This window comes from Bradyrhizobium sp. ERR14 (assembly GCF_014198235.1).
In the GTDB taxonomy this organism is placed as follows: Bacteria; Pseudomonadota; Alphaproteobacteria; order Rhizobiales; family Xanthobacteraceae; genus Bradyrhizobium.
In genome coordinates this window covers 98085-121937 of the sequence record NZ_JACIHD010000009.1, presented here as the reverse complement: position 1 = coordinate 121937, position 23853 = coordinate 98085, and the positions used below count along the sequence as shown (strand labels likewise).

Genomic DNA, 23853 nt, shown 5'->3' with positions numbered 1-23853 from the left:
AGCATCGTCCGGTGCGATCCGGGTGAGGGGGTACGGGTCCCTCCGCGACTTCATCCGCGGAGAGAGGCCCCTCACCCCGCCCTCTCCCCGTAAGAACGGGGAGAGGGAGACGAGGCATCACGGCCAGAATCTGCTAACACCGTCCCATGACCGCTCCCGACGCGACCTCCCCCGCCGCGACCTCCGCTCCCGCCGCCTCCTGGCGCGATAGCCTTGCCGTTTACCTGCAGCCGCGGGTGCTGATCGTGCTGTTTCTCGGCTTCTCTTCCGGCCTGCCGCTGGCGTTGTCGGGCTCGACGCTGCTGGTGTGGATGCGCGAGGCCGGGGTCGATCTGAAGACGATCGGGCTGTTCGCGCTGGTCGGCACGCCCTACACGCTGAAATTCTTGTGGGCCCCGCTGGTGGATGCGCTGCACGTGCCGCTGTTCACCCGGGCGTTCGGGCGGCGGCGCGGCTGGCTGGTGTTTTCGCAACTACTGCTGATCGTCGCGATCCTGCTGCTGGCGATGACCGACCCGGCCAGCTCGCCGTTCTACGTCGCGCTGGGCGCGCTGCTGGTGGCGACGACGTCGTCGACGCAGGACATCGTGGTCGACGCCTTCCGCGTCGAGAGCCTGCCGGAGAGCGAGCAGGCCGCCGGCATGGCGGCTTACGTTGCGGCCTACCGCATCGGAATGCTGGTCTCGACCGCGGGCGCGCTGTTCATCGTCTCGGGCTTCGAAGGCACCGGCATAGCCCGCACCTCGGCGTGGATGTGGGGCTACGTGGTGATGGCCGCGATGGTGCTGATCGGCACGATCACCGCGCTGGTGGCGACCGAGCCGGCGCAATCCGCACAGGCGGAAGCTGCGACACAAACCGAGACCGCATTTGCACGTGTGTTGAGCGCGGCGATCGGCGCGTTCTCCGAATTCCTGTCGCGCAAGGACGCACTCGCCGCGCTCGCCTTCGTCGTGCTGTTCAAGTTCACCGATGCCTTCTCGGGCACGATGACGGCGCCGTTCGTGATCGACCTCGGCTTCACCCGCAACGATTATGCGGCGATCGTGAAGGGCGTCGGCCTCGCCGCCACCCTGATCGGCGGGTTTGCCGGCGGCTTCGTCGCGCGGCGTTATTCGCTCGCGACCAGCCTCTGGATCGGCGGCGTGGTGCAGGCGCTGGCCAATTTGTCCTTTGCCTGGCTCGCAATGGTCGGCACCAATCAATGGGCGCTGGCACTCGCGATCTGCGCCGAGAACTTCACCAGCGCGATCGGCACCGTGATCTTCGTCGCCTACCTCTCCGCGCTGTGCCAGAACCCGCTGCACACGGCGACGCAATATGCGCTGCTCACCGCGCTCGCGGCGGTGGGGCGGACCTATCTGTCGTCGAGTGCGGGCTATGTCGCGGAGACGACGGGCTGGCCGCTGTTCTTCGTGATCTGCGTGCTGGTGGCGATTCCGAGCCTGCTGCTGCTCGCCTGGTTGCAGAAGCGCGGGCATTTTGAGGCGCTGGGGCCAGTCAGGGTGTGATGGTCTCGTAGTTTGAAGGTCTCGTAGGGTGGGCAAAGGCGCGACGCGCCGTGCCCACCATCGCGCCAGGAATTCCAGAGAGGTGGTGGGCACGCTTCGCTTTGCCCACCCTACGGCATGTCGCCTCGCCGCCCCCTACTGCTTCTTGATCAGGCTCCACTTCGTGATCACGGCTTCGCTCATCTGGCCGGGATCGCTGGCGCAGGCGACTTCGTCGACCTTGACCGAGATTTCCTTGCCGACGAACGTCTTCAGCTGCGCCGCTTGCGCATCGCCGCTCGGAACGAGCTGGAAGGTCTCGGGCCCGGTCTCGAGATTGCACAACCCGTTCGGCGGCGGCAGGCGGCGCGGCTCGGACGTGATCTGGTAGGTCGCAACCCGCTTGCCGGCATTCTTGACGTCGCGCACTTTCAAGGCGTTCAACTCGCCGGACAACACCTCGCCGGCGTTGATCGGCTTGCCGGGCTTGGACGGCGGCGGCGCCCCGTCGTCCTGCTGCGCGGAGATGGCCGGGCCCGCCAGCAGCATCATCGTCGCGACCAAAGCCAAGCGTGTGGCGAAAAGTTTCGTCATGTCGTCCGTTCCGTAAAGTCTGGATGGCTAGAACAGGGTACGCTGCCGCATCGCGGCCGATAGCGTACCTTCATCGAGATAATCAAGCTCGCCACCGACAGGCACACCATGGGCCAGCCGGGTTACTTTTACGTTGGCGTCCTGAAGCAGGTCGGTGATGTAGTGCGCCGTGGTCTGGCCGTCTACCGTCGCATTCAGCGCCAGGATGATTTCATGCACCCGAGAATCATGTGCGCGCGCGACCAGCGCGTCGATGGTCAGATCCTGCGGGCCGACGCCGTCGAGCGGCGACAATGTCGCGCCCAGCACATGATAGCGACCCTGGGTCGCATTGGCGCGCTCCAGCGCCCAGAGATCGGCGACGTCGGCGACGACGACGATGATGGCGTCATCGCGCTTCGGATCGGTGCAGACAGTGCAGGGATTTTGCGTATCGATGTTGCCGCAGGTCTTGCAGACCTGGACCTTGTCGAGCGCGACCTGCATGGCCGAGGCCAGCGGCATCATCAGCGCTTCGCGCTTCTTGATCAGATGCAGCGCCGCGCGCCGCGCCGAGCGCGGACCGAGGCCCGGCAGCCGCGCGAGAAGCTGCACCAGCCGCTCGATTTCGGGACCTGCAACCGCGCCCATCTTATTGGCCGAACAACCCCGGCGGCAGGCCGAGACCGCCGGTCAGCGACTGCATCTTCTCCTGCATCGCGGTCTCCGCCTTGCGGCGGGCATCACTGAGCGCGGTCACGAGCAGATCTTCGAGCACTTCGCGCTCTTCCGGCTTCATCAGCGAGGGGTCGATCTTGATGCCCTTGACGTCCATCTTCGCGGTCATGCGCACGGCGACGAGGCCGCCGCCGGAAATGCCCTCGACTTCCACGTTGCCCAGCTGCTCCTGCATCTCCTGCATCTTGGATTGCAGCTGCGCCGCCTGCTTCATCATGCCGAGAAAATCAGCCATCGGTGCTCGTCCTTGGAAAAAGATGGGCTCAGAGATCGTCGCCGTCGGAACCGTCGGGCGGATCGTCACTGCCATAGTCAGCGTTTATATTGGCTTCCGGCGTCTCGGGGGCAAGCCTGCGGACCTCGACAACCTTCGCGCCGGGGAAACGCGACAGCACCTCCCGCACGCGCGGATCGGCCTCCGCGGTACGGGCATGCTCCTGCTTCGCCGCCTGGTTCACCGAGCGCAGCGTCGGCTGGCCCTGCTCGTTGGAGACGATCACCGTCCAGCGGCGGCCGGTCCACAGCTCGAATTTCCTCGCGAGCTCGGAGATCATGGTCTTGGAGGCGTTCGGCTCGAGCGCGACCTCCAGCCGGCCCTCCTCGAAACGGACGAGGCGCATGTCGCCTTCGAGCGCGCTCTTGGTCATGATGTCGCGCTTCTGCCCGGCCAGCGCGACGAGCTGGGTGAAACTCGTGATGCGCAACGCCGGCGCCGCGCCTTGCGGATCCGGCGCAGGTGCGGCCATCTGCGGCCGCGCACCACCACCGCCAAATGAAGGCGACGAGGTCGGCATGCGAACAGGCGCTGCGGAGGCCGTCGGCGCGGCCGGTACGCTGCGTGCAGCGCCGCCGCCGCTCGCGACCGGCGAGCCGCCGCCGTTCTGCTCCAGCATCCTGATCGCTTCGTCCGGCGTCGGCAGGTCGGCGACATAGGCGATGCGCACCAACACCATCTCGGCGGCCGCAGCCGGGCGCGTTGCGGCCTGCACCTCGGTGATGCCCTTGAGCAGCATCTGCCACATCCGCGACAGCACGCGCATCGAGATTTTCGAGGCGAACTCCTTGGCGCGAACCCGCTCGGTCTCGCCATAGGCGACGTTGTCGGCAATCGCCGGAATGACCTTCACGCGGGTGACGAAATTGACGAATTCGGCAAGGTCCGAGAGCACGACGATGGGATCGGCGCCGACGTCGTACTGGTCGCGGAACTCCTTGAAGGCGGCGGCGATATCGCCGCGCGCCAGCGAATCGAAGAGGTCGATGACGCGGGTGCGGTCGGCGAGCCCCAGCATCTGCCTGACCGCGTCGGCCTTCACCGTGCCTGCCGCATGGGCAATGGCTTGATCGAGCAGCGACAGCGAATCACGCACCGAGCCTTCGGCGGCGCGCGCGATGATGCCGAGCGCCTCCGGCTCGATCTCGACGCTTTCCTTCGCGGCGATATTGGCGAGGTGCTTCATCAGCACGTCGGCCTCGACGCGGCGCAGGTCGAAACGCTGGCAGCGCGACAGCACGGTGACGGGAACCTTGCGGATCTCGGTCGTCGCGAACACGAATTTGGCGTGCTCCGGCGGTTCCTCCAGCGTCTTCAGGAAGGCGTTGAACGCCGCCGTCGACAGCATGTGGACTTCGTCGATGATGTAGACCTTGTAGCGCGCGCTGGCCGGCGCGTAGCGCACGCTGTCATTGATCTGGCGGACGTCGTCAACGCCTGTGTGCGAGGCCGCGTCCATTTCCAGCACGTCCATGTGCCGGCTTTCCATGATCGCCTGGCAATGCACGCCCAGGGTCGGCATGTGGATGGTCGGGCCCTTCACCGAACCATCCGGCATCTCGTAGTTGAGTGCACGGGCCAGGATGCGCGCAGTGGTGGTCTTGCCGACGCCGCGGACGCCGGTGAGGATCCAGGCCTGCGGAATTCGCCCGGTCTCGAACGCATTGGAGACGGTGCGGACCACCGCTTCCTGGCCGATCAGATCGTCGAAACTGGAGGGACGGTATTTGCGCGCCAGCACCCGGTAGGGCGCGTTGCCCGGGCCGGCGCTGTCGGGGTTGGGAGGGGCGCCAGCGTCGGTCATCGGTCGATCCGCAATGAAATGTCTCTTGGCCGGCTTTTGCGGAAAGGAGCGCGCTGGCGGCTGGTGCCGCCGGCGCTGATTCGCTCGAAAAACAGGTAGGAGACTGACGAGCGACCCGATCCGGACCTCGTTAGGGCTGCTTCCTTCCGGACCTGACCCGGTTGGCGAGTGGCTCGTCCACCGCCAATCTCCCGGTCCCTATTTGGGGCCAAAAGGGGCGGAAAGCAAGCGGCGATCGCCCTTGATCGACGGTGCCTGCCCAGCATCCGGGCAATTCCCGATCTGCCCAGCCGATAGGCTGTGCTTTCACTGAAAGTGCGACCTTGGTATGAACCTGCCGGAACCTGTCCCAACCAGAAAAGCGATTGATCCCAATGGTTACACGTCGTGATGTTGCATCGATTGTCGGACTTGGCGCGATGACCGCGGCCGCGCTGGCTTCGCCCGCCGTGGCCCAGACCGCCGATCCGAACGAATCGACCTTCGCCCGGATCCGCCGGACCAAGAAGATGCGGATCGGCGCGGTCGGCGGCGGCGCTCCCTATTACATGAAGGATCTCTCCAGCGGTCAGTGGAAGGGCTTCTACATCGACATCGCCAAGGGGCTCGCCGACGATATGGAGGCCGAGCTCGAGATCACCGAGACCACCTGGGGCAATTCGGTGCTCGATCTGCAGGCCAACAAGATCGACATCTTCTTCGGCCTCAACCCGACCCCGAAGCGCGCGCTGGTGGTCGACTTCTCGGTGCCGGTGTTCAACAACGCCTTCGCCATCCTCTGCAAGAAGGACTTCAAGCCGAAGAGCTGGGCCGAGCTGAACTCACCCGACATCAAGATCGCGGTCGACCAGGGCTCCTCGCACGATCAGGTCGTCAGCCGCCTGACACCGAAGGCGCAGATCACGCGGCTGAAGACCGCGGACGACGCCACCGCCGCGCTGCAGACCGGCCGCGTCGACGCGCAGTGTCTGATCACCATGCTGTCCTTGACCGTGCTGAAGAAGAACCCCTCGCTCGGCCAGCTCGTGTTGCCGACGCCGATCTTCGCCACGACCTCGAATGCCGGCTTCCGCCGCGAGACCGACAAGACCTGGCGCGACTACGTCAACACCTGGATCGACTTCAACAAGGGCCTCGGCTTCATCCGCAACGCGATCATCACAAACATGGAGCTGGTGGGCGTGACCGAAGCGGACATTCCGCCGGGCGTTTCGCTGTAACAACCGGTAAGGTTAGGCTGGCTATCTCCGCGCACTCCGCTCTGCCCCCTCTCCCGCTTGCGGGGGAGGGTTGGGGTGGGGGTTTCTCCACAAAGAGACTCCCCCAAAGGAGAGAGCCCCCACCCGCCGCGCTCTGGCGCGCAAGTGCGCTGCCGAGCGCGTCGACCTCCCCCGCAAGCGGGAGGGTGCACCGAGAACGACGCGACACCGTTCCAAGCTTTTCGCCGGCTGAGTAAAAACACACATGTATCAGTGGGACTTCGGCATCCTCTGGAGCTATCGCTGGCTCTTTCTCAACGGGCTCGGCGTCACCGTCGGCTTCACCGTGGTCATCGTCGTGTGCGGCCTGCTGTTCGGCCTGTTCGGCGCGTTCGGCAGCCTGTCACGCTTCAAGCCCGTCCGCCTCCTCGCCCTCACCTTCATCGAGGCGTTTCGCTGCACGCCGATCCTGGTGCAGCTGATCTGGTTCTATTACGCGCTGCCGATCCTCGCCGGCGTCGAGATGACGCCGATCACGGCCTCGGCGCTGGCGCTCTCGCTCTATGGCGGCTCGTTCTATTCGGAAATCATCCGCGGCGGCATCATCTCGATCGACCGCGGGCAGTCCGAAGCCGGCGCCGCGCTGGGCATGACGCCGATCCAGACCATGCGGCGCATCGTGCTGCCGCAGGCCATCAAGCGCATGATCCCGGCGCTGATGAACCAGTCGATCATCCAGTTCAAGAATACCTCGCTGGTCTCGGTGCTGGCAGTGCCCGACCTCGTCTATCAGAGCCAGGTCGCCGCCCATGACAGCTACCGGCCGCTGGAGACCTACACCGCGGTCGCGGTCGCCTATGCGGCGATCCTGATTCCCCTCACCATCCTCGTCCGCCGCGGCGAGAAGCGATTGGCGGTCAGCGAATGAGCGAGACGCAAAAGATCGAGATCCGCAGCCTGCGCAAGAGCTTTGGCAGCAACGAGGTTTTGAAGAACATCAATCTCGACGTCGCCAAGGGCGGCGTGGTCGCGCTGATCGGGCCATCAGGCTCGGGCAAGTCGACGCTGCTCCGCTGCATCAACTTGCTGGTCGTGCCCGATGGCGGCAGCGTTCGTGTCGGCGACACGCGCTTTGCGTTCGGTGACGGTGCGAAGCTGCCCGACGTGAAGACGCTGGCAAAATTCCGCGCCACCACCGGCATGGTGTTCCAGCACTTCAATCTGTTCCCGCACATGACGACGCTTGAGAACGTGATGGAGGGACCGGTCACGGTGCGGCGCATGGCCAAGGCCGACGCCGAAAAGCTTGCGCGGACGCAGCTCGCCAAGGTGGGGCTTGCGGAGAAGGCCGACCAATATCCGGCGACGCTGTCCGGCGGACAGAAGCAGCGCGTCGCGATTGCGCGCGCGCTCGCGATGGAGCCTGACGTGATGCTGTTCGACGAGGCGACCTCGGCGCTCGATCCCGAACTGGTCGGTGAGGTGCTGAACGTGATCCAGCAACTGGCCTCCGAGGGCATGACCATGGTGATCGTGACGCATGAGATCGCCTTTGCCCGCGAGGTCGCCGACCGCCTCATCTTCATGCGCGACGGCGTCGTGGTCGAGGAAGGCCCGGCGCGGCAGGTGATCGACAACCCAAAGGAAGCCGCCACCCGCGCTTTCCTCAGCCATTTCCACCGCACCGGCGCGCTGCCGCCAGCCACAACGGCATCGTGATGTCCGATATCAACCGCGTCTATCTCGTCACCGGTGCCGCCAGCGGCATCGGCCGCGCCACCGCCAAACTGCTCGCCGCGCCGGGCGTAGGGCTTCTGCTCCACACGCGATCGAACGCAGAAGGTCTTCAAGCCACCGCGGCGGACATTGAAGCGAAAGGCGCCGTGGCAGCAAGTTGCCTTGGCGATCTCGCCGAGGAGAGCGCGGCCACCGACGCCATCGCCGCCGCGAAGGCCGCCTTCGGCCGGCTCGACGGATTGATCCTGGTCGGCGGCCATGCCCGCCGCGGCAGCGCGATCGGCACGCCGGCGGATCAATTCCGGCAGGCGATGGACGAGTCTGCGCTGGCCTTCACGCGTCTGGTTGATGCCGCGCTCCCACTGCTGCGCGCGGGGCATGATGCACGGATCGTCGCCGTGTCCTCCTTCGTTGCGCACGCGATCCGGCCCGAATTCGCGCCGTTCGCGGCAACGGCCGCAAGCCGTTCCGCGCTGGAAGCGCTGGTGCGACTGACCGCGATCGAGCTCGCCAGCGACGGCATCACCGTCAACGCGGTGTCGCCCGGCCTCATCGTCAAGGACAAGCCGAGCGAGAGCCGGCTATCGCCCGAGCAGATCGCCGCGACCGAAGCGCTGATCCCGATGCGCCGCCGCGGGCGACCGCAAGAGGTCGCCGAGATCATCGCCTTCCTGGCATCCCCAAAAGCATCCTACGTCACCGGCCAGGTCTGGCACGTCAATGGAGGCCTGACATGAGCGAAGCAACCGTCGAACGTCTCAGGCTGTTCCTGATCGAGAGCCCGATCAAGATGGCGCGCCTGCAGGGCGTCGGCAACGTCAAGGGCACGGTGAAGCGCGTGCTGATCGAGCTCACCGCGAGCGACGGCGTGGTCGGCTGGGGCGAGGCGGCGCCGTGGGAAGTGTTCACGGGAACGCCGGAAGCCGCGTTCGCCGCGCTCGATATCTACTTGCGTCCCATCGTCCTCGAAAAGCCGGTGCGCCGCGTTCGTGCGCTGATGGCCGAGCTCGACCGCGCGCTGGTCGGCCATGCCGAAGCCAAGGTCGCCATCGAGATGGCGCTGCTCGACATCGTCGGCAAATCGTCAGGGCTCTCGGTCGCCGACCTCCTCGGCGGCCGCGTGCGCGACACCATTCCCCTCTCCTTCTCCATCGCCGATCCGGATTTCGCCGCCGATCTCGAGCGCATGCGAAAGATGGTTCCGGACGGCAATGTCATCTACAAGGTCAAGACCGGCGTGAAGCCGCATCGCGAGGATCTCGACCATCTCGAAGCGATCCGAAAGGAGTTCGGCGACAAGGTCGATCTGCGCGTCGACTACAACCAGGCTCTCGCGCCGTTCGGCGCCATCAAGATTTTGCGCGACGTCGAAGAGTTCGCGCCGACCTTCATCGAGCAGCCGGTGCCGCGCAAATATCTCGACGTGATGGCCCAGCTCACCGCGGCGCTGGAAACGCCCGTGCTTGCCGACGAAAGCTGCTTCGACCGCCGCGACATGATGGAAGTGGTGCGCCGCGAGGCCGCCGACGCCGTTTCGATCAAGCTGATGAAGGCCGGCGGCCTGTTCGAGGCGCAGGCGATCATGGCCATCGCCGACATCGCCGGCCTGCCCGGCTATGGCGGCACGCTGTGGGAAGGCGGCATTGGCCTAGCCGCCGGCACGCAGCTGATTGCGGCGACGCCTGGCATTTCGCTCGGCTGCGAATTCTACATGCCCCATCATGTGCTGACCGAGGACGTGCTGGAGGAGCGCGTCGCCAACCGCGCCGGCCATGTCGTGGTGCCCGACGGCCCCGGCCTCGGCATTCGCGTCAGCGAGGCCTCGATCCGCGCCAATGCAAGGGTGCTGGCGGAGGTGTGAGCCTGCGGTCGCAGCTACAAACTCCGCTGTCGTCCCGGCGAACGCCGGGACCCGTACCGCGTGATCTAACGATGAACACAGGTCGTTGTACCGCGGAACGACGCTTCAAACGACGACCGTGTATGCAGCAAGAGCGGGGCGCCATCCTTCCCCTCGCCAACTCCCTATCGTATGGTCGGGCCCAACACGCCCGTCCCCGTCGGGCCATCCGGAAACGCATATGCCCGAACCCGCCTGGACGCTGCACTCCCGCCTGAAAGAGGACACTATCGACATCGGCGATCTGCCGCTGTCGAAGGTGCTGGTCATCAAGGACGCGCATTATCCCTGGCTGCTGCTGGTGCCGCGGCGCGCTGACGCGGTCGAGATCATCGATCTCGACGAGGTGCACCAGGCGCAGCTGATGACCGAGATCTCCCGCGTCTCGCGCGCGCTGAAGGAGATCACCAGATGCGACAAGCTCAATGTCGCGGCGCTCGGCAACCTCGTGCCGCAGCTTCATGTTCACATCATCGCGCGGCGCACCAGTGACGCGGCCTGGCCGCGGCCGGTCTGGGGTGTGATGCCGCCGTTGGCGCATGACGCCGCAGAGGTTCAGAATTTTATCAGCGCGCTTCGCCGCAAGATCTGGTTGGGTTGAAAGAACGATAATGTCAGCATTCAACGCATTTCCGCTGGGACAGCCGGCCTTCGTCACCAACATCCTCGATCGCGCCGCGCATCTGCGCCGCGACGACCAAAAGCTGTTCGCGATGGAGCAGAAGCCCTCCTCGCGCGCTTATGTCGTTTACCGCGACTCGCTCCTGATCAAGCGCGAGGGCGACAAGATTCGCGCGCTGCTCGCGATCGATGAGGCGCTGAAGTGCGGCGCCAATCCCGGCACGATCTTCCTGGGGCTGCGGGACGGCGCCGCGATGTTCGGCATGGGCCTGTCGCAGGCCGCGGCCGAGAAGCTGGTCGGACGCGAGGACTACACCGTGACCGAGCTGCGCGGCATGGCGATGCAGGGCGCGATTCCCCCCGACGAGCTGTCGGCGATCGCGATGGCGAAGTCGATGGTCGGTTGGCACCAGCGCCACGGCTATTGCGCCAATTGCGGCTCTCGCAGCGCGATGAAGGAAGGCGGCTGGAAGCGCGAGTGCCCGGCTTGCAAGGCCGAGCATTTTCCCCGGACTGACCCTGTCGTGATCATGCACGTCGCCTCCGGCGACAAGTGCCTGCTCGGCCGCCAGAAGCAGTTTCCGGCAGGGATGTATTCGTGCCTCGCCGGCTTCGTCGAGGCCGCCGAGACCATCGAGGACGCGGTGCGCCGCGAGATCCTGGAAGAATCCGGGATCCGCTGCACCGACGTGCAATATTACATGACGCAGCCCTGGCCCTATCCGTCGTCGCTGATGATCGGCTGCAGTGCGAGGGCCGTGAGCGAGGACATCGTCGTCGATCACTCGGAGCTGGAGGATGCGCGCTGGTTCACGCGCGAGGAGGCCGCCCTGATGCTGACGCGGACGCATCCGGACGGGCTCGCCGGCCCGCATCCCTTCGCGATCGCCCATCATTTGCTCGGCCGCTGGGTGCACGACAAGAGCTGACCGCCGATGGCCGCATCTGGGATCGCGCCGCGCATCCTCTGCATCGGCATTCCCGTGCGCGACCTCACCTTTCGGGTCGAGGCCGTGCCGGCGCGCGGCAGCAAGGCCAACGCCAGCCACCTCTTGGAGATCTGCGGCGGCAACGCGCTCAATGCCGCGATTGCAATTGCGCGACTTGGTGGTCACGTCTTTTTCGCTGGCCCCATGGGCGATGCGCGAGAGACATCGAGCGGCTTCATCCTCGACCAAATGGCGCAGGAGAGCATCGACACCACGCACATCGTGCGCATGCCTGATGTGACCACGCCGGTGTCCGCGATCATGATCGAGCCCTCGGGCGAACGGACGCTCACGATCTATCGCGATCCCGGCCTGTGGAGCGTGAAGCTGCCTGATGCCGACGAATTGCTGGCCGATTGCCGCGCCGTCCTCGTCGAAAGCCGCTGTGCCTCATTCTGCATTGATCTCTGCGCCGAGGCCCGGCGACGCGGCATTCCCGTCATCGTCGGCGTCGATCGCGCGATGTCGTTGCAGGACGGCCTGCTGACCGCCGGCTCGCATCTGCTGTTCGCCAGCGAGCAGGTGCAGGAGACCGCCGGCATCGCCGACGACGCCGAAGCGTTGCAACGCCTGGCCAGGCTGACGCCCGCCTTCCTTGCCGCAACCCGCGGCCCGCTTGGTACCATCTGGCTGAACGAGACAGGCGAGCTGGAGGAGACCGCGGCCTTCCCGGTCCAGGCGGTCGATACGCTCGGCGCCGGCGACGTGTTTCATGGCGCCTTCGCGCTCGGCCTCGCTGAGAGCGGCGACGTGCGGCAGGCGCTGCGATTCGCCGCGGCCGCGGCAGCACTGAAATGCACTCGCCATGGCGGTGGCATGGCTGCACCCCAACGCATTGAAGTTGAAGAGTTTTTGCGAGGGAGGCCCTAGATCAATTCCATGGATGAGCCGAGATTATGGGCTTGCTGGGGAAAGATTTTCTCTATATCAGGGAAATCGGCCCCTGAAATGGAACAAAGTTCTTCAAATGACCGACGTCGCCGTCCAGATCCCCGAGACCAGCCGCCGCCTCGATGCCATCGACCGCAAGATCCTGATGGTGCTGCAGGAGGATGCCTCGCTGTCCGTCGCCGAGATCGGCGACCGCGTCGGGCTGTCCTCGACCCCCTGCTGGAAGCGGATCCAGCGCCTGGAGGCTGACGGCGTGATCCTGAAACGGGTGGCCCTGGTCGACCAGAACAAGATCGGGCTCGGCATCTCCGTGTTCGTGTCGGTGGAAAGCTCCGATCATTCCGACGCCTGGCTGAAGAAATTCGCCGAAGCCGTCAGCGCCATGCCCGAGGTGATGGAGTTCTATCGCATGGCCGGCGACGTCGACTACATGCTGCGCGTCGTGGTCGCGGACATGCAGGCCTATGACGTATTCTACAAGAAGCTGATCAGCGCCGTGCCGCTGAAGAACGTCACCTCGCGCTTCGCGATGGAGAAGATCAAGTCGGTCACCGCGCTGCCGATCCCGGCGGTGGTGGCGGCGTAGGTCGCGCCACACAGACGCTGTCATCGCCCGGCGAAGGCCGGGCGATCGAGTATTCCAGAGACAGCGATTGGATACGGAGAAGCTGCGGCGTACTGGATTCCCCGCTTTCGCGGGGAATGACAGCGGAGAGACAGGCACGGATCGTGCCTCACTCGAGCAACCTCAAATCTTCTGATTGTACTCGCCGACCTCGGGATGCGTGCGCAGCACGCTGTTCACCATCTCGAACATGTCGTGCATGCGCTGCTCGGATACCGGGCTCTCGACCACGACGACGAGCTCGGGCTTGTTGGAGGAGGCGCGCACCAGGCCCCAGCTGCCGTCCTCGACCGTGACGCGCACGCCATTGACGGTGACGAGATCGCGGATTGCCTGCCCGCCGATCTTGGCGCCCTTGGCCTGCAAGCCCTCAAAATGCTTCACCACCTGGTCGATGACGCCGTATTTGGTCTCGTCGGCGCAATGTGGCGACATGGTCGGCGACGACCATGTCTTCGGCAGCGCGTTCTTCAGGTCCGCCATCGACTTGCCCGGCGCGCGGTCGAGCATGTCGCAGATCGCGATCGCCGACACCAGGCCGTCGTCATAGCCGCGTCCATACGGCTTGTTGAAGAAGAAGTGGCCGGACTTCTCGAAGCCCGCCAGCGCGCCGGTCTCGTTGGTGCGGCGCTTCATGTAGGAATGGCCGGTCTTCCAATAGGCGACCTTCGCACCCTGCTTCTGCAGCACCGGATCGGTGACGAACAGGCCGGTCGATTTCACGTCGACGATGAACTGCGCGTCCTTGTGGATCGCCGACATGTCGCGCGCCAGCATCACGCCGACCTTGTCGGCAAAAATCTCCTCGCCGGTATTGTCGACGACGCCGCAGCGGTCGCCGTCGCCGTCGAAGCCGAGGCCGACATCGGCCTTGTGATGCAGCACCGCATCGCGGATCGCGTGCAGCATCTCCATGTCTTCGGGGTTCGGATTGTATTTCGGGAAGGTGTGGTCGAGCTCGGTGTCGAGCGGGATCACCTCGCAGCCGATCGCCTCCAGCACCTGCGGCGCGAAGGCGCCGGCGGTGCCGTTGCCGCAGGCCGCAACGACCTTGAGCTTGCGCTTCAGCTTCGGACGAGAGGTGAGATCGGCGATGTAGCGCGCCGGATAGTTCTCGTGGAATTGGTAGGAGCCGCCGGCCTTGTTCTTGAATTCGGCGCCCAGCACGATCTCCTTCAGCCGCGTCATCTCGTCGGGACCGAAGGTCAGCGGACGGTTGGCGCCCATCTTCACGCCGGTCCAGCCATTGTCGTTGTGCGAGGCGGTCACCATCGCGACAGCGGGCACGTCGAGATCGAACTGCGCGAAATAGGCCATCGGCGTCACGGCGAGGCCGATGTCGTGCACCTTGCAGCCCGCCGCCATCAGGCCGGAGATCAGCGCGTATTTGATCGAGGCCGAATAGCCACGGAAGTCGTGGCCAGTGACGATCTCCTGCTTGATGCCGAGTTCGGCGATCAGCGCGCCCAGCCCCATGCCGAGCGCCTGCACACCCATCAGGTTGATTTCCTTCTGGAACAACCAGCGCGCGTCGTATTCGCGAAAGCCCGTGGGCTTCACCATCGGCTCGGATTCGAAGGCGTAGGTGTTGGGCAGCAATACGGATTTCGGCTTGGGGAACATTGAGACGGTCTCGTGAAAAAGGGCAGGAATTGATGCAGCCTTAGCGAATGCCAGGCCGCAGCGGAAGGCGGGAATGAAGGCTTATGGCCGATAATTGCGGCAGTTTGGTAACGAAGAAACGTTACCGCGAGGGCGGTCGAGGCAAATAGCTATCTTGAAATGGACGGCGCTTGATCGCGAAAGGCTCCGCCTACTGCTCCAGCACCATCTGGCCGTTGGAATATTCGAAGCGCTTCAGGCGGGAGAGGAAGGAGAGGCCGAGCAGGTTTTCCGACAGCGCCTCGTCGGGCAGCACCATGGCATCGACGTCGCGCACGACCAGACCGCCGACCTCGAGCATCGCGATGCGGGTGCGCGCGGCCTTGATGGTGCCGTTGGCGGTGGAGACGGTGGCGTTGTAATCGCCGCGCGAGGGACGCAGGCCGAAGCGGGCGGCCGAGGTCTCATTCAGCGCAACCACGGAGGCGCCGGTGTCGAGCATGAAGCCGATGCGCTGGCCGTCGATCCGGCCCTCGGTCTGGAAATGACCGCGGCCATCGCGGGAAATGGCAAGGCTGCGGCCCCCGGCAGGCGCGGCTGCCGCGACGGCGAACGTGGTGCGCGGCACCGAGCTTGCGGAGGCGGAGCTCATCTTGTCCGCCATCTGCGCCATGAAGGTGCCGAGGCCGATCATGACGGCTGCGATGATCATAATGTTACGCATCACACCACTTCCGAGCCGGAAAGCCCGATTTCAACACGCGACACGCCAGGCCGCGAGCATTGCTGCGGCCAGAGCGATGCTATTTTGACGAAAAGGATGAGCGGACGGTTAACGCGCCCTCACGTTCCGCGCGGCTTGGCGCGTCGGGTCGGCACTGCGCTGGCCGGATCGTCCGGCCAGGGATGACGGGGATAGCGGCCGCGCAGGTCGGAACGGACCGCGGCGTAGCTGCCGCGCCAGAAACCGGGAAGGTCGCGCGTCACCTGCACCGGGCGCTGCGCCGGCGACAGCAATTCCAGCACCAGCGGCACCTTGCCGGCCGCGATGGAGGGATGGCTGTTGAGGCCGAACAATTCCTGCAGCCGCACCGCGATGGTCGGCCCCTGCTCGGCCTCGTAGTCGATCGCGAGCACGCTTCCTGTCGGCGCCTCGAAATGCGTCGGCGCCTCGCGCTCGAGCCGCGCGCGCATCTCCCACGGCAGCAGCGCCATCAGCGCGTCGGAGAGATCGCCGGGCGAGATGTCCTTGAGTGCGATCTTGTCGTAGAGCGCCGGCACCAGCCAGTCGTCGCGGCGCGCGATCAATCCCTCGTCGGACAGGTCGGGCCAGCTGTCGCCCTCGGCCTTGCGCAGGAACAACACCCGGTCGCGCCATTGCTTTGCAGCCTTCGACCAGGGCAGCCGATCGAGGCCGGCGGCGATCAATCCATCCGCGAAAATGCGCGCGGTGTCCTCGGAGGGCGACACGGCCAGTGTCGCCTCGGACAGCGTGATCGCGTGCAGCACGCGCTTGCGCCGCGCGCGCAGCGCCATGGCGCCGCGGTCGAACGAAATCTCGTCGGCGCTCTCGATATGCTCGGCGAAATGCCGCTCGATCTCGCTCTCAGTGATCTGCGCAGCGAGCAGGATACGCCCGCTCGCCGCCGTTCCCGTCATCTCGCCAATCGCGATATAGGGCGCGCGGGCGAGCGAGGAGGTCTGCTCGACGGCAGCGCCACGACCGTTGGCAAGCACGAAACTGCCATTGCCGCGATTGCGCGCGACGCGGTCCGGGAACGCATAGGCGAGCATCAAACCGGTCGAGAGATCATCCTGCGGTCCCGCCTTCTCCGAAGCCGCCACTTGCGAGGCCCAGCGCCGTGCCAGATCGCGGGCGCTGCCGGCGCGCGGCGAGCGGTCGCGGCGGAATTGATCGCGCCGGTGCTCGAGATCGACGCTGTCACCGCCAAGCCCGCGCTCGGTGATGATGGCCGCGATCTCGGCGGCGGCTTCGCCCTCGCCTGCGCGATGCGAATCCACGATCATGCGCGCCAGCCGCGGCGGCAGCGCCAGTGCACGCAGGCTTTTTCCCTCTGCGGTGATGCGGCCATCGCCATCGAGTGCGTTGAGCTCGGAGAGCAGGCTTTTTGCCTCCTTCCAAGCGGGCGCCGGCGGCGGATCGAGGAACGACAGCGCGGCAGGATCGCCGACGCCCCATTGCGCGAGATCGAGCACCAGCGATGAGAGATCCGCGCTGAGAATTTCCGGTTGCGTGTACGGCGCGAGTGAAGCCGTCTGCGGCTCGTCCCAGAGCCGGTAGCAGATACCTGGCTCGGTACGGCCGGCGCGACCGCGGCGCTGATCCACTGCCGCGCGCGCGGCGCGCACGGTCTCGAGCCGCGTCAGCCCGATGTCCGGCTCGTAGCGCGGCACGCGGGCAAGACCGGAATCGACCACGATGCGCACGCCTTCGATCGTCAGCGAGGTCTCCGCGATCGACGTCGCCAGCACCACCTTGCGCGTGCCCTTGGGCGCCGGCGCAATGGCTCGGTCCTGCACGGCGGCATCGAGCGCGCCGAACAGCGGCACGATCTCGATCGAGGCGTCCTGCACGCGTTCGCTGAGAAAGTTCTGGGTGCGACGGATTTCGGCGGCGCCGGGCAGGAACGCCAGCACGGAGCCGCTGTCGGCACGCAGCGCGGATGCAATCGCATCCGCCATCTGCCGCTCCACCGGCGCGTCCGTCTTGCGGCCGAGATAGCGCGTCTCGACGGGGAAGGCGCGGCCCTCGCTCGCGACGACGGGTGCATCGCCAAGCAGCTTTGCGACGCGTGCACCATCGAGCGTTGCCGACATCACGAGGATGCGCAAGTCCTCGCGCAGGCCGGTTTGGGCGTCACGGGCCAGCGCCAGGCCCATGTCGGCATCGAGCGAGCGCTCGTGGAATTCATCGAACAGGACGGCGGCAACGCCTGACAACTCGGGATCGTCGAGGATCTGGCGGGTGAAGATGCCCTCGGTCACCACCTCGATGCGCGTGGTGCGCGAGATCTTCGAGCCGAACCGGACGCGATAGCCGACGGTCTCGCCGGCGCGTTCGCCCAGCGATTTGGCCATGCGGTCGGCGCTGGCCCGCGCCGCGATGCGCCGCGGCTCCAGCACAATGATCTTCTTGTCCTTCGCCCAGGGCGCATCGAGCAGCGCCAGCGGCACGCGCGTGGTCTTGCCGGCGCCGGGCGGCGCCACCAGCACGGCGGCATTGTTGGCCTCCAGCGTGCGCGACAAATCGTCGAGCACGGCATCGATCGGGAGGGGCGTGTCGAAACTGCGGGGCAAGATCTCGCATCCGTCATCACCCGCCTTGCGCGCCGGGCGGGTGATCCAGTCAACTCAGATCCCGATCATCACGAAGATCGGGATTACTGGATACCCCGCCTTCGCGGGGTATGACAATCGTGTGTGGCGATCAGCCCTGCACAGGCGGCCGGCCGATGCTGTCATAGGTGAAGCCGGCGGCTTCCATGTCCTCGGGGCGGTAGATGTTGCGCAGGTCGACGACCACGGGCTGCGCCATGACGCTCTTCAGCCGGTCGAGATCGAGCGCACGGAACTGCACCCATTCGGTAACGATGACGAGCGCATCAGCGCCTTGCGCGCAGGAATAGGCGTCCTCGCAATAGGTGATATCGGGCAGTTCGCCCTTGGCCTGCTCCATGCCGACGGGATCGAAGGCTTTGACCTTCGCGCCCATGTCGATCAGGCCCGTCACCAGCGGGATCGACGGCGCATCGCGCATGTCGTCGGTGTCTGGCTTGAAGGTGAGGCCGAGCACCGCAATGGTCTTGCCGCGCAACGAGCCGCCGAGCGCCTGACTCACCTTGCGCGCCATCGCGCGCTTGCGGTTCTCGTTGACCGCCAGCACGGATTCGACGATGCGCAAGGAGACATCGTAGTCCTGCGCGATCTTGATCAGGGCCTTGGTGTCCTTCGGGAAGCACGAGCCGCCAAAACCGGGACCGGCATGCAGGAATTTGGTGCCGATGCGGTTGTCGAGGCCAATGCCGCGCGCGACCTCCTGGACGTTGGCGCCCGCCTTCTCGGAGAGATCGGCGATCTCGTTGATGAAGGTGATCTTGGTCGCGAGGAACGCGTTCGCGGCGTATTTGATCATTTCGGCTGTGCGACGCTCCGTGAACATCAGCGGCGCCTGGTTCAACGACAGCGGACGGTAGATGTCGCCCATCACCTTGCGGCCGCGCTCGTCGGAGGTGCCGACCACGACGCGATCGGGAAACTTGAAGTCACGGATCGCCGCGCCCTCGCGCAGGAACTCGGGGTTCGAGGCGACCACGACGTCGGCGTTGGGATTTGTCTCGCGGATGATGCGCTCGACCTCGTCGCCGGTACCCACGGGCACGGTCGACTTCGTCACGACGACGGTGAAGCCGGTGAGGGACCGCGCGATCTCTTTCGCTGCGGCGTAGACGTAGGACAGATCGGCATGGCCGTCGCCGCGGCGCGACGGCGTGCCGACCGCGATGAACACGGCATCAGCATCGGCGACCGGCTTGGACAAATCGGTGGTGAAGTCGAGCCGCTTGGCCTTGACGTTGGTCGCGACCAGCTCGTCGAGCCCGGGCTCGTAGATCGGGATCTCGCCGCGATGGAGCGCCGCAATCTTCTTCTCGTCCTTGTCGACGCAGGTGACGTCGTGACCGAAATCAGCAAAGCAGGCTCCGGACACCAGTCCCACATAACCCGTGCCGATCATCGCGATGCGCATGAAAATCCCTGTTTTAGATTGGTTAACGAAACCCCGACACGGGGCGGTTTAGCATTTTCCCGAGGGGAGGGAACAGTCCGCAGGCAAAAAAGCGGCATGGGAATTGAACCGGTAAAGAAGTCGGAAACCGTGCAGGCCCCACACTGCCCCGCCCCCGAACAGGACGGGCGCAGCGCGCCTCGAAAAGAGACACCATGGCACCATCTGGCACAATCGCAGGGAGCGGAGGCAGCCAAGCCCCTTCTGCCGCGCGTGTCGACTGGATCGACTACGCTAAAGGCATTTGCATCATCATGGTCGTGATGATGCATTCGGTGCTGGGGGTCGAGCTCGCCGCCGGCGAGACCGGTTTCATGCATGTCGCCGTGGCCTTCGCAAAGCCGTTCCGGATGCCGGATTTCTTCCTGATCTCGGGCCTGTTCCTGCCGCTGGTGATCGATCGGGACTGGCGAACCTATCTCGACCGCAAGGTGGTGCATTTCGCCTATTTCTATGTCGTCTGGGTGACGATCCAATTCGGCTTCAAGGCGCCGGCTTTCGCGGCGGAGTCCAGCTGGCACCACGTTGGCCTCCTGTATCTTGAATCCTTCATCGAGCCGTTCGGCACGCTGTGGTTCATCTATCTGCTGCCGGTCTTCTTCGTCGTCACAAAACTGACACGCAAATTCCCGCCGCTCGCGATCTGGCTGGTCGCCGCCGCCCTGGAGACGGCCCGGATCTCGACCGGCTGGACCGCGATCGACGAGTTCTGCTCACGCTTCGTCTACTTCTATTCGGGCTATCTGTTCGCACCTTACGTGTTCGCGCTGTCCGATCGCGCGCGGAAACATCCCGCCCTTGCGCTCGCAGCGCTCGCGACCTGGGTGCTGGTCAATGCCGGCCTGGTCGGGTCGGGGGCCAGCGAATGGAAGATCGTCTCGCTCGTGCTCGGCTTTGCCGGTGCCTGCGCCATCATCACGATGGGCACGCTGCTCGCGCGCGCGCAGTGGCTAAACTTTTTCCGCTTCTGTGGCGAGCATTCGATCGTGATCTATCTCGCCTTCTTCCTGCCGATGGCGGCGACGCGGACGCTGCTGCTGCGCACCGGCATCATTCCCGATATCGGCACGGTGTCGCTAATCGTCACCATTGTCGGCGTGGTCGGAGCGCTCGCGATCTGGCGGGGCGCCTTGCTGTTCAATGCCCGCTTCCTGTTCGAACGGCCGAACGCGTTCTGGATCGCGCCAAAGAAGGCTGGCGTGCGATTGCAGGCGGCGGAGTAGTCACGCTCTCGCTGTCGTCGCCCGGCTTGACCGGGCGACCCAGATTCCAGAAGCAGTCGTTGTCGACCGATAGGCCGCGGCGTACTGGATTCCCCGCTTCCGCGGGGAATGACAGCGGGGGATAGTGGCACCAGCAAGCCAAAAATCCCCCTCCCAAGGCTGTCAAAGCCCGCAAAAATTCATACATTGCGGCCATGCCCAAAACATCCCCGAAGACGACCGCCAAAGCTGACACCAAGGCTGCCGCGCCCAAGGCCGCCGCCGACACCAAGCCCGCCGCGACAGCTGCTGCCAAACCTGTCGCGGCCAAACCGGTTGCAGCAAAGGCGGCCGGCAAGGGCGACCACGTCTTCCTGGTCGACGGTTCCGGCTACATCTTCCGCGCCTATCACGCGCTGCCGCCGCTGAACCGCAAGTCCGACGGCCTGCAGGTCAACGCCGTGCTCGGTTTCTGCAACATGCTGTGGAAGCTGCTGCGCGACATGCCGGAAGACAACCGGCCGACGCACCTCGCGATCATCTTCGACAAGTCGGAGGTCACGTTCCGCAACAAGATCTACCCCGAGTACAAGGCCCACCGGGCGCCGGCGCCTGACGATCTCATCCCGCAATTTGCGCTGATCCGCGAGGCGGTCCGCGCCTTCGACCTGCCCTGCCTGGAACAAGTGGGCTTCGAGGCCGACGACCTGATCGCAACCTATGTGCGACAGGCCTGCGAGCGCGGCGCCAGCGCGACCATCGTGTCCTCCGACAAGGATTTGATGCAGCTCGTCACCGATTGCGTCACCATGTACGACACCATGAAGGATCGCCGCATCGGCATCCCCGAGGTGATCGAGAAATTCGGCGTGCCGCCGAACAAGGTCGTCGAGGTGCAGGCTTTGGCCGGCGATTCCACCGACAACGTGCCCGGCGTGCCCGGCATCGGCATCAAGACGGCGGCGCAGCTGATCACCGAATATGGCGACCTCGATCAACTGTTGTTCCGCGCCGGCGAGATCAAGCAGCCCAAGCGGCGCGAGGCGCTGCTCGAGAATGCCGAGAAAGCGCGGATCTCGCGGCAGCTCGTGCTACTCGACGACAAGGTCGACCTCGAGGTGCCGCTGGACGACCTCGTGGTCCACGAGCCCGACGCACGCAAGCTGGTCGCCTTTCTGAAAGCCATGGAATTCACGACGCTGACGCGGCGCGTCGCCGAATATTCGCAAATCGATCCCGCCAATGTCGATGCCGACCCTGGCTATGCCAGCGGCGCCAGCGTGTTCACGACGCTGCCGCCCTCGGATGTCGTGCCTGCGCCGGGCGGCGATACGTCGGCGCAAGCCCGGGCGAAAGAGCCCAACAAGTCAGCGGGCAAGGAGGACAAGGCTGCGAGCGCGAAGGGCGCCCCGATCTCGCTGGCCGCCGCGCGCGAAGAGGCGCTGCGCAAGCTTCCGGTCGATCGCGCCAAATATCAAACAATCAAGTCGCTCAAGGAGCTCAACGCCTTCATCACGCGTATCCACGATACCGGTCATGTCGCGGTCGAAATCCGCGGAAACTCGATCGATCCGATGCAGGCCGACTTCTGCGGCATCGCGCTGGCGCTGGCGCCGAACGAGGCCTGCTATGTGCCGCTGGCGCACAAGCAGTCCGGCGGCGGCGCCGGCCTGTTCGACGCCGGCCTTGCGCCGGATCAGGTCAGGCACACGGATGCGATCGAAGCGCTGCGGCCGGTGCTGGAATCGGCGGGCATTCTCAAGATCGGCTTCGACCTCAAATTCACCGCCGTCATGCTGGCGCAGCACGGCATCACCTTGCACAACACCGACGATGCGCAGCTGATCTCCTACGTGCTCGATGCCGGCCGCGGCTCGCATGCGATCGAATCGCTGTCCGAGCGCTGGTTCGGACACGCCATGCTGAAGGAGAGCGAGCTGCTGGGCAGCGGCAAGGGCAAGATCACCTTCGACCAGGTGCCGATCGACAAGGCCGCGGCGCTGTCGGCCGAAAGCGCCGATGTCGCCTTGCGCGTCTGGCGCGTGCTTAAGCCGCGCCTCGTCGCCGAGCACATGACCGCGGTCTACGAGACGCTGGAGCGGCCGCTGGTCGCGGTGCTTGCGCGCATGGAGCGGCGCGGCATCTCGATCGACCGCCAGGTGCTGTCGCGCCTGTCCGGCGACTTTGCCCAGACCGCAGCGCGCGTCGAGGCCGAGATCCAGGAGATCGCGGGCGAGCCGGTCAATGTCGGCAGCCCGAAGCAGATCGGCGACATCCTGTTCGGCAAGATGGGACTGTCAGGCGGCACCAAGACCAAGACCGGGGCCTGGTCGACCACCGCGCAGGTGCTGGACGAGCTCGCCGAGCAGGGCCACGACTTCCCGAAGAAGATCCTGGAGTGGCGCCAGGTCTCGAAGCTGAAATCGACCTACACCGACGCGCTGCCGACCTACGTCAATCCGCAGACCCATCGCGTGCACACGACTTACGCGCTGGCGGCGACCACGACGGGCCGGTTGTCGTCGAACGAGCCGAATTTGCAGAACATTCCGGTGCGCACCGAGGATGGCAGAAAAATCCGCCGCGCCTTCATCGCAACACCGGGGCACAAGCTGGTGTCCGCCGATTATTCGCAGATCGAGCTGCGGCTGCTGGCGGAGATCGCCGACATTCCCGTGCTGAAGCAGGCGTTCCGCGACGGTCTCGACATTCACGCCATGACGGCGTCGGAGATGTTCGGCGTGCCGATCAAGGGCATGCCGAGCGAGATCCGCCGCCGCGCCAAGGCGATCAATTTCGGTATCATCTACGGCATCTCGGCCTTTGGCCTCGCCAACCAGCTCGGCATCGCCCGCGAGGAAGCCTCGGCCTACATCAAGAAATATTTCGAGCGCTTCCCCGGCATCCGCGCCTATATGGACGAGACGCGCGATTTCTGCCGACAGAATGGCTACGTCACCACGCTGTTCGGCCGCAAATGCCACTATCCCGACATCAAGGCCTCAAACGCCTCGGTGCGCGCCTTCAACGAGCGCGCCGCGATCAACGCGCGGCTGCAGGGCACCGCGGCCGACATCATCCGCCGCGCCATGACGCGGGTGGAGGATGCCCTCGCCGAGAAGAAGCTGTCGGCGCAAATGCTGCTGCAGGTGCATGACGAATTGATCTTCGAGGTCCCCGACGCCGAGGTCGAGGCGACGCTGCCGGTCGTGCAGCACGTGATGCAGGACGCGCCGTTCCCGGCGGTGCTGCTGTCGGTGCCGCTGCATGTCGATGCGCGCGCCGCGAATAATTGGGACGAGGCGCATTAGTTCTTCTTTTACTTCTCCCCGCTTGCGCTCGCTGACGCCACACAGTCGGTGTCGTCCCCGCGTTCGCGGGGACGACGTTGGAGTGACATGCGA

General features: G+C 65.3%; 20 protein-coding genes and 1 other RNA gene. 12 read left to right on the top strand and 9 right to left on the bottom strand.

The genetic code is table 11. The features are described 5' to 3' along the window. The first annotated feature begins 146 nt into the window (after positions 1-146). Entirely contained in the window at positions 147-1511 is a 1365-nt protein-coding gene (locus GGD62_RS24505; protein ID WP_183710633.1) for an AmpG family muropeptide MFS transporter, read from the top strand. Positions 1512-1646: 135 nt separating this feature from the next. Here GGD62_RS24505 and GGD62_RS24500 read toward each other — a convergent pair whose 3' ends face one another. The 5 genes from GGD62_RS24500 to ffs form a co-directional block, all read right to left on the bottom strand. After that, positions 1647-2084, bottom strand: a complete 438-nt coding sequence (locus GGD62_RS24500; RefSeq protein WP_183710632.1) for a hypothetical protein — start codon at positions 2082-2084, stop codon at positions 1647-1649. Between the two features lie 27 nt (positions 2085-2111). Beyond that, positions 2112-2714: a recombination mediator RecR gene (gene recR / locus GGD62_RS24495; protein WP_018320788.1), complete on the bottom strand. Its 603-nt coding sequence runs from the start codon at positions 2712-2714 to the stop codon at positions 2112-2114. Position 2715: 1 nt separating this feature from the next. Then, positions 2716-3036, bottom strand: a complete 321-nt coding sequence (locus GGD62_RS24490) for a YbaB/EbfC family nucleoid-associated protein (RefSeq protein ID WP_018320789.1) — start codon at positions 3034-3036, stop codon at positions 2716-2718. A 28-nt stretch (positions 3037-3064) separates the two neighbouring features. Continuing rightward, positions 3065-4879 (bottom strand): DNA polymerase III subunit gamma/tau, encoded by a 1815-nt coding sequence (locus GGD62_RS24485; protein ID WP_018320790.1) that lies wholly within the window; start codon positions 4877-4879, stop codon positions 3065-3067. A 95-nt stretch (positions 4880-4974) separates the two neighbouring features. Beyond that, positions 4975-5071: signal recognition particle sRNA small type (gene ffs, locus GGD62_RS24480), an RNA gene on the bottom strand. 182 nt (positions 5072-5253) lie between these two features. Here ffs and GGD62_RS24475 point away from each other — a divergent pair. The 9 genes from GGD62_RS24475 (at position 5254) to GGD62_RS24435 (ending at position 12802) form a co-directional block, all read left to right on the top strand. Beyond that, positions 5254-6099: a transporter substrate-binding domain-containing protein gene (locus tag GGD62_RS24475; protein ID WP_028140845.1), complete on the top strand. Its 846-nt coding sequence runs from the start codon at positions 5254-5256 to the stop codon at positions 6097-6099. 244 nt (positions 6100-6343) lie between these two features. Further along, on the top strand, positions 6344-7006 hold the full coding sequence (locus GGD62_RS24470) for an amino acid ABC transporter permease (RefSeq protein ID WP_179738199.1): 663 nt from the start codon (positions 6344-6346) through the stop codon (positions 7004-7006). Continuing rightward, entirely contained in the window at positions 7003-7797 is a 795-nt protein-coding gene (locus GGD62_RS24465) for an amino acid ABC transporter ATP-binding protein (RefSeq protein WP_018320793.1), read from the top strand. The genes GGD62_RS24470 and GGD62_RS24465 overlap by 4 nt, the downstream gene beginning before the upstream one ends. Further along, complete coding sequence (locus GGD62_RS24460; protein ID WP_183710630.1) at positions 7797-8552, top strand: SDR family NAD(P)-dependent oxidoreductase; 756 nt, start codon at positions 7797-7799, stop codon at positions 8550-8552. The genes GGD62_RS24465 and GGD62_RS24460 overlap by 1 nt, the downstream gene beginning before the upstream one ends. Next, the gene (locus GGD62_RS24455; protein WP_179738192.1) at positions 8549-9676 is read left to right on the top strand and encodes a muconate cycloisomerase family protein; all 1128 of its coding nucleotides are present in this window, start codon (positions 8549-8551) and stop codon (positions 9674-9676) included. Before GGD62_RS24460 ends, GGD62_RS24455 begins: the two co-directional genes overlap by 4 nt. A 220-nt stretch (positions 9677-9896) precedes the next feature. Continuing rightward, the gene (locus tag GGD62_RS24450; protein ID WP_183710628.1) at positions 9897-10316 is read left to right on the top strand and encodes an HIT domain-containing protein; all 420 of its coding nucleotides are present in this window, start codon (positions 9897-9899) and stop codon (positions 10314-10316) included. Between the two features lie 10 nt (positions 10317-10326). Then, positions 10327-11265, top strand: a complete 939-nt coding sequence (nudC, locus tag GGD62_RS24445) for an NAD(+) diphosphatase (protein ID WP_183710626.1) — start codon at positions 10327-10329, stop codon at positions 11263-11265. Positions 11266-11271: 6 nt separating this feature from the next. Next, positions 11272-12195, top strand: a complete 924-nt coding sequence (locus tag GGD62_RS24440; RefSeq protein ID WP_183710625.1) for a sugar kinase — start codon at positions 11272-11274, stop codon at positions 12193-12195. Between the two features lie 97 nt (positions 12196-12292). Beyond that, the gene (locus tag GGD62_RS24435) at positions 12293-12802 is read left to right on the top strand and encodes an Lrp/AsnC family transcriptional regulator (protein ID WP_018320799.1); all 510 of its coding nucleotides are present in this window, start codon (positions 12293-12295) and stop codon (positions 12800-12802) included. Between the two features lie 162 nt (positions 12803-12964). Here GGD62_RS24435 and GGD62_RS24430 read toward each other — a convergent pair whose 3' ends face one another. From GGD62_RS24430 to GGD62_RS24415, 4 genes are all read right to left on the bottom strand, one after another. Further along, complete coding sequence (locus tag GGD62_RS24430; protein WP_183259372.1) at positions 12965-14464, bottom strand: phosphomannomutase/phosphoglucomutase; 1500 nt, start codon at positions 14462-14464, stop codon at positions 12965-12967. A gap of 190 nt (positions 14465-14654) precedes the next feature. Continuing rightward, entirely contained in the window at positions 14655-15167 is a 513-nt protein-coding gene (locus GGD62_RS24425) for a TIGR02281 family clan AA aspartic protease (protein WP_183710624.1), read from the bottom strand. A 119-nt stretch (positions 15168-15286) separates the two neighbouring features. Then, positions 15287-17761, bottom strand: coding sequence for an ATP-dependent helicase HrpB (hrpB, locus tag GGD62_RS24420; RefSeq protein ID WP_183710623.1), 2475 nt, complete (start codon positions 17759-17761; stop codon positions 15287-15289). 130 nt (positions 17762-17891) lie between these two features. Then, complete coding sequence (locus tag GGD62_RS24415) at positions 17892-19208, bottom strand: UDP-glucose/GDP-mannose dehydrogenase family protein (protein WP_183710622.1); 1317 nt, start codon at positions 19206-19208, stop codon at positions 17892-17894. 194 nt (positions 19209-19402) lie between these two features. Here GGD62_RS24415 and GGD62_RS24410 point away from each other — a divergent pair, with 194 nt between their 5' ends. After that, positions 19403-20470, top strand: a complete 1068-nt coding sequence (locus GGD62_RS24410; protein WP_183710621.1) for an acyltransferase family protein — start codon at positions 19403-19405, stop codon at positions 20468-20470. Between the two features lie 194 nt (positions 20471-20664). After that, entirely contained in the window at positions 20665-23760 is a 3096-nt protein-coding gene (gene polA, locus GGD62_RS24405; protein WP_183710620.1) for a DNA polymerase I, read from the top strand. Positions 23761-23853: the final 93 nt, after the last annotated feature.